The organism is Tunturiibacter gelidiferens, assembly GCF_051013345.1.
Lineage (GTDB): Bacteria > Acidobacteriota > Terriglobia > Terriglobales > Acidobacteriaceae > Edaphobacter > Edaphobacter gelidiferens_A.
Window position 1 is genome coordinate 4,958,096 of sequence record NZ_CP132939.1, and the last position, 15,840, is coordinate 4,973,935.

General features: G+C 55.1%; 14 protein-coding genes. 7 read left to right on the forward strand and 7 right to left on the reverse strand.

Features of this window, described 5'->3' with window-relative positions:
- The first annotated feature begins 63 nt into the window (after positions 1–63).
- The 3 genes from RBB80_RS24920 to RBB80_RS24930 all read left to right on the forward strand — a co-directional run bounded on the left by RBB80_RS24920 (position 64) and on the right by RBB80_RS24930 (position 1,707).
- Positions 64–354 (forward strand): hypothetical protein, encoded by a 291-nt coding sequence (locus tag RBB80_RS24920; protein WP_433964998.1) that lies wholly within the window; start codon positions 64–66, stop codon positions 352–354.
- Between the two features lie 377 nt (positions 355–731).
- On the forward strand, positions 732–923 hold the full coding sequence (locus RBB80_RS24925; protein WP_433964999.1) for a hypothetical protein: 192 nt from the start codon (positions 732–734) through the stop codon (positions 921–923).
- 211 nt (positions 924–1,134) lie between these two features.
- Positions 1,135–1,707 (forward strand): ferritin-like domain-containing protein, encoded by a 573-nt coding sequence (locus tag RBB80_RS24930; RefSeq protein WP_433965000.1) that lies wholly within the window; start codon positions 1,135–1,137, stop codon positions 1,705–1,707.
- Between the two features lie 627 nt (positions 1,708–2,334).
- Here RBB80_RS24930 and RBB80_RS24935 read toward each other — a convergent pair.
- Both RBB80_RS24935 and RBB80_RS24940 read right to left on the reverse strand, forming a co-directional pair.
- Positions 2,335–2,523, reverse strand: coding sequence for a hypothetical protein (locus RBB80_RS24935; RefSeq protein ID WP_433965001.1), 189 nt, complete (start codon positions 2,521–2,523; stop codon positions 2,335–2,337).
- 1,093 nt (positions 2,524–3,616) lie between these two features.
- On the reverse strand, positions 3,617–3,931 hold the full coding sequence (locus RBB80_RS24940) for a hypothetical protein (protein WP_433965002.1): 315 nt from the start codon (positions 3,929–3,931) through the stop codon (positions 3,617–3,619).
- Between the two features lie 80 nt (positions 3,932–4,011).
- On the opposite strand from RBB80_RS24940, the gene RBB80_RS24945 reads away from it, so the two are divergent.
- Entirely contained in the window at positions 4,012–4,680 is a 669-nt protein-coding gene (locus tag RBB80_RS24945) for an outer membrane lipoprotein-sorting protein (protein ID WP_433965003.1), read from the forward strand.
- Here RBB80_RS24945 and RBB80_RS24950 read toward each other — a convergent pair.
- Both RBB80_RS24950 and RBB80_RS24955 read right to left on the reverse strand, forming a co-directional pair.
- Entirely contained in the window at positions 4,677–5,867 is a 1,191-nt protein-coding gene (locus RBB80_RS24950) for an MMPL family transporter (RefSeq protein ID WP_433965004.1), read from the reverse strand. The two genes, RBB80_RS24945 and RBB80_RS24950, sit on opposite strands and share 4 nt — an antisense overlap.
- Entirely contained in the window at positions 5,861–6,967 is a 1,107-nt protein-coding gene (locus RBB80_RS24955; protein WP_433965005.1) for an MMPL family transporter, read from the reverse strand. Before RBB80_RS24955 ends, RBB80_RS24950 begins: the two co-directional genes overlap by 7 nt.
- Before the next feature lie 308 nt (positions 6,968–7,275).
- Here RBB80_RS24955 and RBB80_RS24960 point away from each other — a divergent pair, with 308 nt between their 5' ends.
- Both RBB80_RS24960 and RBB80_RS24965 read left to right on the forward strand, forming a co-directional pair.
- Positions 7,276–7,977: an IS6 family transposase gene (locus tag RBB80_RS24960; RefSeq protein WP_433965006.1), complete on the forward strand. Its 702-nt coding sequence runs from the start codon at positions 7,276–7,278 to the stop codon at positions 7,975–7,977.
- Between the two features lie 66 nt (positions 7,978–8,043).
- Positions 8,044–8,343: a hypothetical protein gene (locus RBB80_RS24965; RefSeq protein WP_433965007.1), complete on the forward strand. Its 300-nt coding sequence runs from the start codon at positions 8,044–8,046 to the stop codon at positions 8,341–8,343.
- Positions 8,344–8,724: 381 nt separating this feature from the next.
- Here RBB80_RS24965 and RBB80_RS24970 read toward each other — a convergent pair whose 3' ends face one another.
- Entirely contained in the window at positions 8,725–8,853 is a 129-nt protein-coding gene (locus tag RBB80_RS24970) for a MarR family transcriptional regulator (RefSeq protein WP_433965008.1), read from the reverse strand.
- A 240-nt stretch (positions 8,854–9,093) separates the two neighbouring features.
- Here RBB80_RS24970 and RBB80_RS24975 point away from each other — a divergent pair, with 240 nt between their 5' ends.
- Entirely contained in the window at positions 9,094–11,301 is a 2,208-nt protein-coding gene (locus RBB80_RS24975; RefSeq protein ID WP_433965009.1) for an amylo-alpha-1,6-glucosidase, read from the forward strand.
- A gap of 235 nt (positions 11,302–11,536) precedes the next feature.
- On the opposite strand, the gene RBB80_RS24980 is transcribed toward RBB80_RS24975, so the two are convergent.
- Both RBB80_RS24980 and RBB80_RS24985 read right to left on the reverse strand, forming a co-directional pair.
- Positions 11,537–12,094, reverse strand: coding sequence for an IS6 family transposase (locus RBB80_RS24980; RefSeq protein ID WP_433969856.1), 558 nt, complete (start codon positions 12,092–12,094; stop codon positions 11,537–11,539).
- Between the two features lie 411 nt (positions 12,095–12,505).
- A complete protein-coding gene (locus RBB80_RS24985) occupies positions 12,506–15,466 on the reverse strand; it encodes a protein kinase domain-containing protein (protein WP_433965010.1) in 2,961 nt (986 codons plus the stop codon).
- Between the last annotated feature and the right edge of the window lie 374 nt (positions 15,467–15,840).

The window sequence follows — 15,840 nt, forward strand, 5'->3', positions numbered from 1 at the left end:
GGAATCCCTGCCTGTGAGCCGAGTCTGCATCGAACGGTTTAGCAGAAGAAATTGGAGAGGCCAATGGAATATGCAGGAAATGTAAATTTACCGGTCGAGAGCCAGCGCGATAATCACCGTGTACGGAGCAACGAAGCGAATTCTTCTGGAGTCTCATGGTCCGCTGTCTTGGCGGGCAGTTTTGTCACGGCCGCTCTCTCGCTGATTCTGCTGGCATTAGGGACTGGCTTTGGCTTTGCATCGGTTTCCGTTTGGTCCGGCGTAGGAGCCTCGGCGTCGACTATTGGGACAGCAGCCCTCCTTTGGTTCATACTCATCCAGATCATTAGTGCGTCGATGGGCGGTTACTTTTAGCTGGCCGCTTGAGAACGAAATGGGCTGGTATCCATACAGATGAAGTTTACTTTCGAGATACGGCCCACGGCCTTTTAGCGTGGTCGGTGGCACTGGGTAGTAACTGCAGCTTTCCTCGCCTCAGCCGCCACTTCCCTGATGGGCTCCGCTCCAGATAGAAGCAGCGCTGCTGCGGCACCTCAAAATCAGATAGCGAAGCCAGTCCCAACGCGTACTTCATCGATTCCCTTTTTCGTACAGACAGTTCGAAGCCTGAAGTCGAAAACACTTCACTCACTCGAGAAGCTGCGGTCATCTTCGCGACTTCCCTCAAACAGGGCGATCTCTCCGCGGCTGACAAGACCTATCTCGATCAGTTGGTCTTGTCTAGAACAGGCGTGAGCCAGAGCGAAGCCGATAAGAGGGTCAGCGACGCGTTTTTGAATGCCAAATCGTCAGCGGAGGCTACCCGGAAAGCGATTGCACACTCTCTGCTTTGGACATTCATCGCTCTGCTGATCGGCGCGTTCTGCGCCAGCTTCTCCGGAACCATCGGGGGCAGGCAACGGGATCGCGTCGTCCTCGTCTAATTTGAGCGTGAGGGAACGAGCTGTCATCAAAGCTGCACGGCAGGTACTAATGAATTTATAAGGAGTTTCCTATGCGTTCTATTCTGCTTCTACTTCTGGGCGTGCCCATTCCAATCGTCATCTTGATCGCGCTATTCAGTCACTGATCTCTTTTCGAGTGACTCAGCAAGGCCGCAAACTTTTAGTTGCTGGAACGATAAGGAGAACAAACATGGCATTGAAAGACGTTTTGCTCGATGAACTCCGCGACATGTACAGCGCGGAAAATCAACTGGTAAAAGCCTTACCGAAATTAGCCAAGGGCGCGAAGAGCCCGAAGCTAAAACAGCTCTTCACCGCACACCTGCAGGAGACGAAGGGTCAGGTGGAACGGCTCAAGAAAGTATTTGCCGAGCTCGGAGAAAAGCCGACCGGCCAGCACTGTAATGGGATGGAGGGCGTCATCGAAGAGGGTAAGGATGCCCTTGAAAAAGACAAAGAGGGGGCATCGTTCGACTCTGGCCTCATCGGAGCCGCTCTGCGCACGGAACATTATGAGATTGCGGGCTACGAGACCTGTATTTCCATGGCAACAACACTCGCAATGCCCAATGTCGCTAAACTTCTCAGTTCGAACTTGAAAGAGGAGTTGGCCGCGGCGGCCAAGATCACGGCAGCTGGGACCCCTATTATGAGGCAGAGCGCCCAAGAGCCCGAAGTGCCGAAGAAACCGAAGACGGGAAAAGAGAAATACTCCGCTCAAAAGAGCAAAGAAGATGAGGCGAAAACCGCTCCAGATCTATAGACGCACAGCCTGCCTGACCGCAGAAAGGCTTTGATTCAGTAGGCTTTTCTTGTGTGTGCGACCTTCACAGCCAAATTTGTACAACCGGCTTCGGCCTCTGCCGAATAGCAGGTAAATGATCACAACCGCAAGAACGAGGTTAAGGCCACCACCGCCGTATTAACCTATACGGGGGCCCATATAGTAGCCGCCGCCGGCCAAATAATAACAACAGAACGATCAAGATAATGATTAGGCATGCGCGAAAGTCTAGCGCGTGAGGCAACAGGGATGTTTGGTTGGATCTTTGCCTTGAATTGACGGAGCGGGCCCCGTCATGCCTGAACCATCATTACAAATGTTGTGGGTTCATGGCGTCATTGTTTGCCAGGAAGGTAATGTGCATACAGCCCTAACGAAGTCTCATCAGCAAGACTATTACCGAGACGATTGCGAGAAGCCCTAGAGAGCCCGGCCAAACAAACCAGCCTCGGCCGCTTGAATACTCTGCCACCAGACATCCTGAGAGCCCTAAAGTTGCAAGCAACCCGGCAAATAGAGTAGCCGACTTCGTAAGGTACGGACAAAACTGGGGAAGAACTTTTTGTAGATTTCGCACTTCGAACTCCACACTCTCCGAAAGGAACGCTAGACCACGTTCTTGACTTCCGAAACCAGCGATCCCACCGGATTGGTGACCGTTTTACTTGCTATCGCCATCATGGATTCCCCACGCCTGTACATCAGATAGGCAGCCACGAATCCGGAAACAACGGTTGCGTACACGATTATTTTGCTCAATGGACTATGCGCTTCAACCTGTTCCTCTGCGGCCATATGTCCCCTTGAGACGATCCCTAACTAGATATGATGCAAGATTGGCAGAAATCATTGCTCCAATTTCTAGTTACGACCGATTCGGTATTCGGCAGCTTACCGCTCACATCCGTCCGCCGCTATCCGGCGGGAGCTTTCCGGTAGAAAGCGGCAAATTGTTCCTCGTTGACGGGAATCTGTAACGAGCCGCCTTCGTCAAGGCCATCGATTTCGTCTTCAATAGCCGAAGTCTCCACTGATGCTTGATGTAGCTGTTCTTACCTCTACGGACACGTGAATGCGCGGCAACTCGCCCTCACCCGTCTCAATGAAATCGGTGCGAGTTATCGTTGGATCGGAGTTGAAGGAGATAACCGCCGACGAATGTTCCATGGGGCATTGGTTGCGTGTCACCGATTCATGACGCATCCCCATCATATCGCCGCAGGGTGCGGTTATTGGCAAGGCTGGACTCTATTTCATACGGCGTACGGCAGATGAAGATTTCCTAATAGCCCGTTCACCGATGCGAAGAATGCAGTACATATGACGAGGGGCGACACACCTACTAAACGGCCAGCTCACCTTCGAACCGTGTCACTTACGTAAATTCGAAGATTCACCGCCATGCCAACTATGCGATGATTTGGTTCTCCTGTTTTCGTTTTGATGTGATCTGTGCCATGTTCATTTCCCTCGTTTCAAGAACCTGTCGGATAGAATCTGGACGCAACTGTTTCAGAGAAGCCAATGCTTCAAACGGTAAATGCGATAAATGGAGCCCACCGAACATCTACATAACGAGCACGCCCGGTTATGCGTAGAGCGCAAAGGGAACGGCTGATGTGGTCTCTCTATGCGTGGGTTGGCGACTCCTTATCGTGCGAGCGAATTGAGAGCAGGATCGAACTGCTCGATTCAAAGATCACTAACTGTTTACAGAAGCTAACTGAATTGGAACGGCAATCTTAGACGCCCTGCACAGAGGACTTCCTCCTTCCCAACAGTCACCTCCAGCTGCTGCAACGAGTCATGCGATATTACGTAATCGGACCCATTCGACCGAGCACGATTTCTAGCAGCCTATTCTCCAATTCCTACCTCTTTAGTCCTATCAGTCATGGTGCATCACGTTCTCATATCTTTCCGGCAATAGTCGGGTCATGACCTCAGGCCTCTGAGGCGATTGCAATTGCTCTAAGATGATCGCGCTGGTTGTTTTCACTTTGTGTTTAAAGAAGAGATCGTGGTCGTGGATGAGCGCTATATGAACCTTGTTGTATACATAGACATGACCTTCCTCCGCCGCATTGTAATGTTCTTTCGCAGCCGCAAAATCGGCCGGAATTCTGCCAGATGGGGGATTGCGCATCTGGGACGTTTCAAGTATCCATCGCTTTGTTAGTACTGTTTTCTCTAGCGCATCCATCGCGGGCCTTCGGAGCGAATCCTAATCTCGAAACAGTGCTGAATGCCTCGCGCCAGCGTGTTGAGACAATGGACTACCGCGTGACCGGACGAATCACACGGGTGGCAGCCGATGGCACACGCACGAATTACAAGTTTGTCGCCAAGGCTCACTGGTTTCCCGACGGTCTGCGACTGATGTGCGAAATTTCCGGGCCTGCTTCGGCGAAGACGAGCCTTCTTCTGCATATGACAGTGAGCGGGCACGTGACTGTCGAGGCACTACTTGCTGGCGAGAAGGTCGCGAGGGTGGTGCCTTTCGAACATTGGAACGACCCACTCGTGGGAACAGACTTCACCTATGAAGACATGGTAGAGAACCAGCTGTTTTGGAAAAATCAGGAACTTCTGCCGGCCGAGAAGCACGGCGCACGCGATTGCTTCGTCCTTAAGAGCACCTCCGGTCCTCAGGACCGGACCTACTACGGTTCAATGACGTCGTGGATCGACCGCACTATCTTCTACCCCGTGCATGTCGTGAAGACGCTTCGCGGGACCGGACAGCAGAAGGAGTTCACCTACTTCGGCCTGCGGAAGGTCGGCGGCGTGTGGTCTGCAACGCAAGTGGAGGCAAAACTGCAGGGCACGCCTGGTTCCTCGACGATGGTCATAGAGGGGGAACAGGAAAGGCGAATCTCAAAAGCAAGGACTTCGATCTTGGTCAGTCCAGCGCTCCGGCTCCGGCAGCCAATTAACAAGGGCGGGCGCTAACAAAACCAGGTCAGCGAGTGAAATGTTGCGCCCTTAGGGAGAAGCTCCTTTTCAGTAACAACCGGGGCCCCATGTAAGCCCAGCGGCCACCAGTTCCAGTCGCCCGCCAGCTGCAACAGTGCAGGTCCCACCACCATCCGCACCACAGTAGCGTCTATCAACACCGCCACCGCAAGCGTAAACCCCAGCATCTGCACCACCAGAAAGCTCCCTATGGTGAAGGCGGTGAAGACGGCAATCATAATGGCCGCGGCGCTCGTGATCAGCCCGGCCGTCCGCGCCAACCCCTCGACCACGGCTGCCTTCTCCGACAAGCCGCGGCGCCGCTCTTCGAGCACGCGTGCAACCAGAAACACCTCATAGTCCATGCTCAATCCGAAGACGATGGCAAACGAGAGAATCGGCACGATCGGAAACACCGTGCCGGTCGGTCCATGCAGCCCAAATAGTCTGCTGCCGTGGCCCTCTTGGAAGACAAGAACCAACATACCGAACGATGCGCCCACCGAGAGCAGATTCAGCAGAATCGCTTTGACCGCCGCGAACAAAGAACGCAACCCGATCAGCAGGGCCAGCAGACTCCCCAGCACCACGCCAAGCACCACCTTCGGCAGACGCACTTTCACAACGGAGTCATAGTCCGCATCGAGCCCGGGAACGCCGCCAACCCGCAACACTGCAGCCGGCACACCCGCGATCGCCGCCACATCAGAAGAACGGACCTCGCGCACCCACCGTATCTGTTCAGAGGGCGAAAGATCGGCCTTCGGCAGTAGCTCAAGCAATGTAGCGTGGCCATCGCTGCGCAGAAAACTCTTGCGGATCGCCTCCGGCACTTGCTCGACACCAGCCGCGGTATCAGCCATTCCCGAGAGCGTCGGAAGCGACAAAACCTCCTGCGCCCTGGGATCGTTCTGGAAATGCGTCGTCAATCGGCTAATGGCAAGCCACCCATCTGGTGACATCGGCTGAGTCTGCGGCGGCAACTCCACGATCACACGCAGCGATTGCACGATACCCGACCGCCCCATGCGTTGCAGCGCATGCAGCGCCTGTACCGACTCGGCCGCCTCCGGGAGAGAGTCATGGTCCGGAAGCCCGGTAGCGATTCTGCGCGCTTGGAATGCAAGCATCAACAACGGAATCCCAGCGACAAGTAGAGCCGTCCACGGCCGTCGCGTTACCATGTTGCCCCACCGCACCCACCGCTCATCCGCCGCGTTAATATCCTTCGGCGTTTTGGGATGTCTGGAGGGAGACATACTTTGGCTGAATTTATGCGATGCCCCACCAGGCCAAGCACCCACGGAAGCACAAACGTACACAGCATCACACTAAAAACCGTCACCAGTAAGCCGGCTATCCCAATCGAGCGCAACTCGCTGATCGGTACCGCGAGAAGCGCTGAAAATCCAATCGCAACCGTAGTGGCCGAGATAGCCAACGTGCATCCCGCCTGCCATGCGGCAACATCGGCGGCGCAGCCGGGATCATATCCGTCGCACAATGCCTCGCGAAACCGACTAACCATTAGCAACGCATAATCTACACCCAAACCCAGACCAAGCATCGTCGCCAAATTCTGAACCAAGATCGACAGGTGCCAATGAGTCGCCAGCAGCCCAGCCGCACCCAGTGCCATCGAGATAGAGAGAAGACCAACACCCAGAGGCAATAACGCCGCCACGATGCTGCCGAAGGCCAATAACAGTAGCAGCAGAGTCACTGGCATCGCACGTTCCTCGGCATGCTTCACGTCATCTGCACTCACCTTGCGCAGATCGAAATTCAGAGGCGTCTCACCCGTAATTTGGAGCTTCAGATCGGGGTACTGCGACCGAAGCTGAGCTTCCATCCAATGTGCCTTCGCCCTCAGCTTGGGCACCAGTGCTTCTACAGGTTCACCGTGAGAGTCCAACCCCACAAGAATCAAGGCGCCGTTGTTTCCTGTAAATAGAGGGTCTGGCCAATCCACACTCGAGACGGCACCCGCCACTCCGGCCACACTACGCAATGAGGTAGTTAAGAAATCCATGGCATCCGCACTCTTTGCGGAATCGGGATCGGGGAGACCGCTAATCACCAGAACCAAGCGGTCGGCATATGGAGACTGGAAACGCTGCGCAAGTTCCAGGTCAACCTTTTGGGATTCTGCGCCCTCGATGTGAACCGTCGTCTCTAGCCGCCGCTCAACTTTGAAAGAAAAAGGCAGGAGAGCAAGCGCCATGGCAAACCCCACCATCGCCAGCCAGAATCGGCGACGAGCGGCACCCCGGCCAATTCTCATGCTTGGAACTCCCATGGAAGAACTACACAGTTCCCAAGTCGTGCGCGAGCAAAAAGGCGACTCGGTGATCGAGCAAATCCTATGATACCTGGGACGTTAATCATCTTTCCAGTGCTCGTACGAAAATCCGACGCACTGATCACTATCGGAATCCGGCGAAGGTTTGGCCGTGCTTCGTACCACATGGTCGTTCAACCCACCATCGGAGACACGGGAATTGAGCACTGAGGTTGGGTACCGCCAATTAGGGCTCTGTTGCATTAACCATGGCTTGGAAGGCCCATTAGACCGACGCGGTACGATGAGTCATGTTCAAGCGCCGCCGTTTTCCTGTTGAGATCATTCTGGTTTGTGTTCGCTGGTACTGCAAGTACGGCATCAGCTATCGGGATCTTGTGGAGATGATGCAGGAGCGCGGCGTGGAAGTCGATCCACCAACGATCATGCGCTGGGTGCATCGTTATGCACCCGAGCTGGAGAAGCGAGTGCGCTGGTATCAAGGCTATCCAGCCGCCTCCTGGCGCGTGGACGAGACGTACGTGAAGGTTGGTGGCCGCTGGAAGTACCTGTTTCGGGCCGTTGACAAGCATGGCCGCTTGATCGATTTCATGTTGGCAGATCGCCGCAATACAAGTGCTGCCCATCGTTTTCTGGGAAAAGCGCTGACGACCATGCGCCACTGGCCGCCGTCCTCAATTACCACCGACCAACTCGGCTCCTACCCTAAGGCGATCCACCGGCTGCAACGGGAGGGCAAGCTGTCGGCGAGCACAAAACACCGGACATGCAAGTACCTGAACAACATTATCGAAGCCGATCATGGAGCACTCAAACGAGTCATCCGGCCTACCCGAGGCTTTCAGACAATGAAGACGGCGTCCGCTACGATCAAGGGCTTCGAGGTAATGCGGATGATCCGCCGCGGTCATTGCCTTATGTGCAAGCCGCACGTGAAAGACGAGGTGCGTTTTGTGAACAAGCTGTTCGATATCTTCGAAATAGCCGCTTGATCGAACGGCCAATTACCACACTGCACCCAACATGGTTAATGCAACAGAGCCGGCGCGAGTCCCAGCGTGATCAAGCAGGCAGGCGGATGGCTTGTCGAGAAATTCGCGCGGGTAAAACTGGGCCACACTGGCTCGACAAATTTCGAGATGTTCGAGTCGCTGGAACTCCTTGCTCTCGGTATACATGGGAAACTAATTCTGTGGAAAGTGCTCCATGCGGCCTCCGGGCTCGATTCTCGACTACGTCAGTTTGACTTCGAAGAGCTGGTCAGCCGCGCCCAGCAGCAGTATGACAAAGTGGAAAATCATCGGCTGAATCTTGCGGAAACAGTCCTTTCGTCGCCAGCTGAGAATGAATCACACTAAAAGAACAGCAAAAGCTTTAAGCGTCGTCCGACAACATGCTCGTTGTGAAAATAACCGCTTCTTCCGAGTGACGGGCAACCCGCACTTGCCACATTGGCTGATCGGGCGCGTAACGGAAGGGTTGCCGACGACTCGGATATAACTCTGCCTTGTGGATACTTGGGCGTTTACCGGGACCGACTAAAGCGTGGCGCGGATTAGCGTGTGAATTTCGCAACGCGGCATTCCATCGAAATTCACTCACCGCTTAATACCGGCCCAACGAGAATAGGCTTTTCCTGTTCGATTGACTGCAAGCGTGTTGACCAACCAGCTAGCCATTGTTTGCGTGTGTGGTCATCGACGCGGACTGGGCCGTAATAGATCCGGAGAGGTACGTCCCTAAGTCTTACGGGTGACCAGACCCTTGCTCTGGAGCTTCTCTACCAGTCGTGTGACTGTGCTAGGGTCCAGCAGCATAATCTTAGCCGCCTCGAGAGGCCGCACGCCAGGTTTTCGATTCACGGTCATGAGCAGGAAACCAAGTTAAGGGGCTAATCCCGTGCGGGCGAAGGCGTCTTCGCCCAGCCGGGATATGTTTCTGGCCAGGGCATTCGCCGCGTAATAGAGGCAACGGCAGTAGGGATGGACCTGTTCGCTCATGATTCCACCTTATTCAAACATGCTTGTACATGCAATGAACCGGGGGATAATTTGGTACAGGTCGCTCACGAGTCACAGGGACTCGCCCCAACGATATTAGGGAACTGCATGCTTCGCTTACTCGTAACCCTCCTCCTGCTCAGCAGCTTCAATTCTGCACAAGAGAGTCATTCGGCAGCATCGGCGACCGAGCCGAAGGCTGCGTTCGACCTTCCAGTGTGGTCGACTACTCTGACGCAGCCCAACAGGTATATCTCGGCACACGGGATTCGAGGCTTCGCGGGTGGGTACTCTGAAGATGGTCTGGAATTCTGGAGTTTCCCCTTACAGCTCGTATCCGGATATCACCTGAGCTTCGTGCTGCCCAAAGCTCCTCCTATTTCTGCGATCACTATGCTCACGTCAGTCGAGATCGATCCCCTTGGTGTGACCCGTATCTACACTGCACCAGACTTCCGCGTACGGGAACGTATTGCGACGCATGCGAACGACCCAGGTGTTCTCGTCCGTTTTACCGTGGAAGGCCGCAGTGATCTTCATATTCAAGTTCACTTTCAGCCGTCGCTCAATTTGATGTGGCCAGCTGGCATCGGCGGGCAGGAAACCTCGTGGGATCAGGATGCGCGAGGCTTCCTTTTGAGCGAACCCACGCAGCAGTTCCGAGCACTCATTTCGTCACCCGAGGCAACAGAGCACAGTGAAATAAACAATGATCGCCGCGGTAGCGATTTCAATCGTTCCACCACTCTCACACTCGAACCGAAACCTTGTGCTGGCGGCCAATGCGCGACGCTGGTGTTTGCGGGACAAAGTGAAAAGGAGGATGAGGTGCATGCGACAGCAGCTTCTTTGCTGCGTGTGTCCGAGGATTCTGCGATTGACGACGGGAAGCGCTTTAGCTCGTCGGAGATCGTAAAGGTCACTACGCCTGATGCGGAGGCGAATCGTGCGATCCAGTGGGCGCAGATAGCCCTGGAGCAGGCCTGGACGTGCAATGCGCGTCTCGGCTGCGCTGTGGTCGCCGGCTATGGGCCTTCGCACAGTTCGCGCCGTCCACAGTACGCCTGGCCCTTCGCTGGAGATGGTCTGTTGGCAGCGGAGGCGCTGTTGCATGAGGGTAACTACAAGCGGGCCGCTGACGAACTCGACTTTCTCTACCGGTATCAAAAGCCGGAAGACGGCATGATGTGGCACGAGATCTCTCAAAGTGCAGGCTTTATAAACTGGGCGAAGGACTATCCTTACATGTATGTTCACGTCGACATAACCTTCGATTTTCTGACGGAGCTTGCCGAATACGACCGGATCAGCGGGGATCAAGCTTTCCTCTCCCGGCATTGGCCCGCAACCTTGAAAGCGTATCAATACTGTCTCTCCACGCTGGATAAAAGCGACGGCCTGCCGCGTGTACCGGCGGGCAAGATGAGCGGTAACGAGCAGGATCGCCTCACAGACGAACTGACACTCTCCGCATCCTGGGTGAGTGCAGCCCATGCCATGTCTGAACTTGCTGCGTCAATGCACGATGAGGCACTGAGTCGGCAGGCGGAGTCTGCGAGTCTCCGCGCCCGGGAGAGCATCCGATCGCGATACTGGGATTCCACTGCGCGGCGCTGGGTTAGCGGCTTTACCCGCTCCGGGACGGCGACGGGGAGGACGTCCGCAGCGGATCTGGCGGCTATTGCTTCCGGCGCTTCGACACCGGAACAGACATCAGCAACTCTGGACCTGCTTGCGACCCCACCTTATTTGACTCCGTGGGGATTACGCAGTAAGCCAACCACGGCTCCGGATTACGATCCGACCGGATATGCGAAAGGGAGTGTGTGGGCCTTCAGTACGGCTGGGGCGGCCGAGATGATGTGGCGGGCTCATCGGCCCGACACTGCAAACACTTTGTGGCAGAGTCTCGTGCCTTGGGAGTCAGTCGATTCACTTGGTCACATGCATGAAGTGATGTCCGGCAGTTTTTTACGCCGCAGCGCGAATCTGTGCCGGAACAGACCTGGTCCTCATCAGCATTTCTTTCCGCAGCGATTCACGGCATGCTGGGGCTGGAATCCGAAGGACGGAAGAACGTGCTGCACTTCGAGCCGCAGGTCCCTACCTCTTGGCATTTATTGCATGTCGAACATGTCCGCGTCGGCAACAGCGTTGTTGATTTTAGCTGGCATTCAGAGAACGGACACTTCACTTTGGATTTACGTAATGCAGGCCCCATGTTTCATCTCAGCTGGACACAGTCCAGAACAGGCAAGGATGGGATTGCTCCTGCCTCGCTTGAGCGCGATATTCCGACAGGCAACACGCACTTGAGCATCCCCTGAGATGGACATAACCAGATGGTGAGCAGCAACTTCAAAACGATGTCCGGGAACCATTTTGAGCACTTTTACACCAGGCGGTTGGGGGACGACTCCCGGCGTAGCTTGGAGGGCTGTGGCGTTCATGCTGTCTGATTCAGCGCTCAGGCCGTTGCTCTGCGCTTCTTAGGATGGCTCTGGTGCAAATATTGAGGTATGCACGTTAAGGCGACTGGAGAGACAGTGGTTTATGCAGCAAGGACTGCATTCCAGATCGCAGGCGCAGTTTGATCTTTGAGACGTAGGCGATGCAGGGCAAATTGACCTTTGCGAATACGGTGGAGTAGTTCGACACCGGCAATTGTGATGGCGGCGTAGTCGAAGTTCTTGAAGCCGAGCATGGGCCTGGTTCGGGACTTGATACCCCGATGATCCGGTTCGATCAGATTGTTCAGGTATTTCGACGATCGCAGTGGGGTGCGCTTCCATGCCTCGTCTTCGTTTGGAATTTCACGCACTGCTCGATGCGAAGCGGCATAGCCATCAAGCGTGATGCTGACAGGTGCGCGCAGCTGCGTGCGAAGCCACGAGCGACCGCTCTTGCGTGCATAGCCATTCCAGCGCTTCTCGAACTCCGGAACATATCTCTGTACCCAGCGCATGATCGTGGTATGCGCAATATCCAACCCGCGTTCGGCCATCATCTCGACTAGATCACGGAGGCTGAGTTTGTAGCGTAGATACCAGTGCACGCACAGGACGATGATCTCGCGATCAAAATGTCGCCCCGCAAACAGCTCCTTCATCCCCTTCAGCTCGCCCATCTATCGGTCCTCATTGCCTCAATCCACTACTCTAATCGGTTCCAGAATGCTGTTTGCACCAGAGCCCCGCCGACTATCCAAGGACTATGAACTGGGCATACCTCGGCAGAAACCATCATCCATATCGCTTTCGCTCACCAACTGCTCCGACGTATATCTTAGTTTCTGGACAGGTTCTTAGAAATTCTCCAGCAACCACGCATTGCTGTTATGGGCGAGGTAAGGCATCGCTACGTATCGACCATCCGGTGAAGGTACAGCCCACGACATGCTCACGCCCTTCGGCTCCCATAAGACATCGGCACGACCGTGAAAATCGACATGAAGTAAGACCCCGCTGGGCTGCAAGCTGGAGGTGAAGAAGCCCTTTCCGTCAGAGGTCCAATCCAGGCTTTACAGATTGTTCCAGTGCTGCACCGTAACCTTCTGATCGGCACCGGTTGCAAGGGAAAGGATATGGATATCCGCGGTTGCCTTTTCCGTGATGGCGATTCTGCCCCCATCCGGGGAAAGAGCCCATCCATAGTCCCGCTCCGGCTCAACTTCAAATCGCGCGACCTCATGGCCACGTCCAAGCACCGGATCGAAGCTGAAGAATGCCAGGTGAGTTCTATCCGCAAGCGTCGCCATCACGCATCCGATGGCTGGAAACTGAGCACAACGAGGAGTATCGAAGATCGCATCCGACAGGATCTTTTCGGTAGGACCGCCCGCGGCCGGCACCCTCAGCAGATCCACTCTATTTCCGGGTTCGTAAGCTTTAGGAAATGCAGCGTATATCAGCCATTTGCCATCTGGACTCACGCGCGGGAAAATGTATCCCAGGCCTTCGGAATCAATGCCAGTCTGAATTAGAGTCGCCGGCCCTTCATTGAGAGGCTGCCGATAAAATCCCCACGTGCGGTCCCGATTCGAGACAAAAATGATGCTCTTGCTATCCGGAGACCAGGCAGAAGGAAACTCCTCGGCCGCAGTGAGCGTGAGATGCTTTGGCGGCGTGATGCTTGTAGCCCCCGATGCAAGGCCAGCTACGTAAACGCTGTACTCATTGGACTGTTTCAGGAAGACCAGCCGCTTGCTGTCTGACGTTGACGAGGTGGCATTCATGCAGTAACCGACGCTGTGCGTCAGTTGGGTCGGCTGTAACGAAAATTTTCCGGTCTTCAGATCCATCCGCGTAACCCAGTAATTGCAGGTGTCGCCGCTCACGTCCGGATCTCCCAGCACATATAGGATGCGCCCATCCCCCAGCCAGTGAAGGCTCCGCAGTCTGCCATCGGAGAGCAGGGTCGTCACCGGTCGATCCTTTAGGTCCCGGGTCTCCATTGTTACCTTGAGGCCAGGTCCGCTCCAATCATTCCGTATGTAGAGCAGCCGTTTACCGTCTGGAGACCACACAACGCTCCAGTAGCTGCTGCGATTGCCCGCATCGGATAGCTTCCGCGGCGTCTCGCCGTGGGGGCCCATCAACCATAGCTCCCGCCTCCATACCCTAGTGAAGGCCACAGTAGAACCATCAGGAGAAACGGACATTACGAGGGCATCGTCGAGAACTTTGCGAAGTGTTTCCCCAACGACAGATATCTGCCAGGTAATCGGAGGGAGATCCTTGTTCAGTATCGATACCGCTAAGAATCGTGTACTGTCTGGGAGCCACCGGATGCGCCAGAAGATCTGCGTATCACGAAATTCTGCCGGCTGTGCGATATCGTGCGTCTCGCCCGTCTGCAGCAGCCGGAGATGGATTCCAAAACTGTCGCTGAACGCAAGATACTTCCCGTCCCCGGAGATCGCAGCGTCGAACACAGGATTGTCATTGGAATTGATCGTCAGCTGCTGTTCCTTGGTTTCAGCGTGCCGGTAGGGCCGGAATTTTATCCACAACCTAGAACCGACGGTGGCGCAGACCACAAGCAATGCTGCCACGGCGATGCCTATTCTTAGTGGAGAAAGAATTGGTGTGCGGATCAGTGACGGAGATTGAGCCGATGGGCGTGAAGCAGTGGAGACTTGGGAAGGCGATGTTGCGGAAGGTTCAGATTTGATCGCAGTCAGAATCTTGTTCAAATCAGCCATCATCTCGGCCGCGGTTTGATAACGCACCTCGCGATCCTTCTGGAGGGCTCTATCGATAGTGGTCTCGAGTGCGCCGGGAATTTCTGGTGCCAGGCGTCGCACGGGAGTCGGCGAGTGATGAAGGATGGCATCCTCGACCATTGCCGCAGTATCTCCCGTGAATGCCCGCTGACCGGAGGTTATTTCATACAACACGAGGCCAAATGAAAACAGGTCGGTTCGGGCGTCCAGATCCTCTCCACGCACCTGCTCAGGAGACATATAGCCTTCGGTTCCCAGGGCGGCGCCGGTGCGGGTGAGGTGGAGATCCCGAAACTTATTGGCATCCGTTTGTGGAGTTATATTTGGGGGAACACCACGGACTTCCGGAGCTGCCGGCCGGTCCGGCTCCAACAACTTGACAATCCCAAAATCCAAAAGCTTGGCTACGCCACGTTTGGTGAGGAAGATATTCGACGGCTTGACGTCACGATGAACAATGTTCTTTTCATGGGCTGCTTTCAGGCCCTCTGCTATTTGGACCGCCAACGCGAGCAGCTTTGTCAACTCTTGCGGTTCATGGCCGGCATTCGCGGAAATTGTTTCCCGCAGGGTATCGCCCTCGAGAAACTCCATGACAATGAAGGGTTGGCCTTGGTACTCGTCAACCTCATATATGGTGCAGATATTCGGATGATTCAAGGATGAGGCGGCGCGCGCTTCGCGTTCGAAGCGGGCAAGCGCTTGCTGGTCACCGCTGAGCTCCTCGGGCAAAAATTTCAATGCCACTAGCCGGGCGAGTTTAATGTCCTCGGCCTTATAGACGACACCCATTCCTCCACCGCCGATAAATTCAAGAACGCGGCAGTGCGAGACCTTTCTGCCGATGAGACTGGGGGAAGAGGATGCGGCAGATGCAGCCGGCGTTTCCACCGTGTCGGAACAGTTGCGGTTGTCACTCCATTCCACTAACCGCATCCACCGATAACCACGCCGCGCCAGAGTTTCGATGTAGCTAGGATCGCTGGCGCTGTCGCCAAGCGCCTGTCGCAATCGGTTCATCGCGGCACTGATGCTGTGCTCGAACTCGACGACAGTGTCGTTGGGCCAAAGCCTTTTGCGTATCTCTTCCCGGCTCTCCACGTCACCCGGACGCTCGAGCAGCATGGTCAGAATCTGGAATGACTGCTCAGGAAGACGGATGCTCTGGCCCCCGGCCTTGCTGAGCTCACCGGTGCGAATATCCAGGACAAAGTCGTCAAATTTCGAGAAAGAACGGCCTCTTGCCCCTAACTGCATGCTGCACCTCGATGGATTGTTACCAGAACCGGCTGGTATCGAAAGAAAGTACACTGCTCTGGCCACAGCCGAAAAGAGGTGATCCCAAGCCAATCATTCTAAACAGGATCTCTGAGTGATCTAGAAGTGATCTGAGAGTGACACGGATTGCATGGCTGCTGGATGCCCGGATGGCCCAGAGTATCTAACCTGATGAGGCAACGCTTCACACCAGCTATCGAATGGAGGACACCATGCGGCGCACACCATCAGTAGTCTGTCTCACACTCGGTTTTTTCTTGGCAACACTCGCACCCCAATGGATCTTTGCTCAATGTCACGACCCACAACACCATCCCCGCTACAGGCTCGTCGATCTGGGCACCCTTGGAGGT

Bases quoted from the DNA above. Each gene is read 5' to 3' on its own strand.
- RBB80_RS24920 (WP_433964998.1), top strand. From the start codon at position 64: ATGGAATATGCAGGAAATGTAAATTTACCGGTCGAGAGCCAGCGCGAT.
- RBB80_RS24930 (WP_433965000.1), top strand. From the start codon at position 1,135: ATGGCATTGAAAGACGTTTTGCTCGATGAACTCCGCGACATGTACAGC.
- RBB80_RS24935 (WP_433965001.1), bottom strand. From the start codon at position 2,523: ATGGCCGCAGAGGAACAGGTTGAAGCGCATAGTCCATTGAGCAAAATA.
- RBB80_RS24940 (WP_433965002.1), bottom strand. From the start codon at position 3,931: ATGGATGCGCTAGAGAAAACAGTACTAACAAAGCGATGGATACTTGAA.
- RBB80_RS24950 (WP_433965004.1), bottom strand. From the start codon at position 5,867: ATGGTAACGCGACGGCCGTGGACGGCTCTACTTGTCGCTGGGATTCCG.
- RBB80_RS24955 (WP_433965005.1), bottom strand. From the start codon at position 6,967: ATGAGAATTGGCCGGGGTGCCGCTCGTCGCCGATTCTGGCTGGCGATG.
- RBB80_RS24960 (WP_433965006.1), top strand. From the start codon at position 7,276: ATGTTCAAGCGCCGCCGTTTTCCTGTTGAGATCATTCTGGTTTGTGTT.
- RBB80_RS24970 (WP_433965008.1), bottom strand. From the start codon at position 8,853: ATGACCGTGAATCGAAAACCTGGCGTGCGGCCTCTCGAGGCGGCTAAG.
- RBB80_RS24975 (WP_433965009.1), top strand. From the start codon at position 9,094: ATGCTTCGCTTACTCGTAACCCTCCTCCTGCTCAGCAGCTTCAATTCT.
- RBB80_RS24980 (WP_433969856.1), bottom strand. From the start codon at position 12,094: ATGAAGGAGCTGTTTGCGGGGCGACATTTTGATCGCGAGATCATCGTC.
- RBB80_RS24985 (WP_433965010.1), bottom strand. From the start codon at position 15,466: ATGCAGTTAGGGGCAAGAGGCCGTTCTTTCTCGAAATTTGACGACTTT.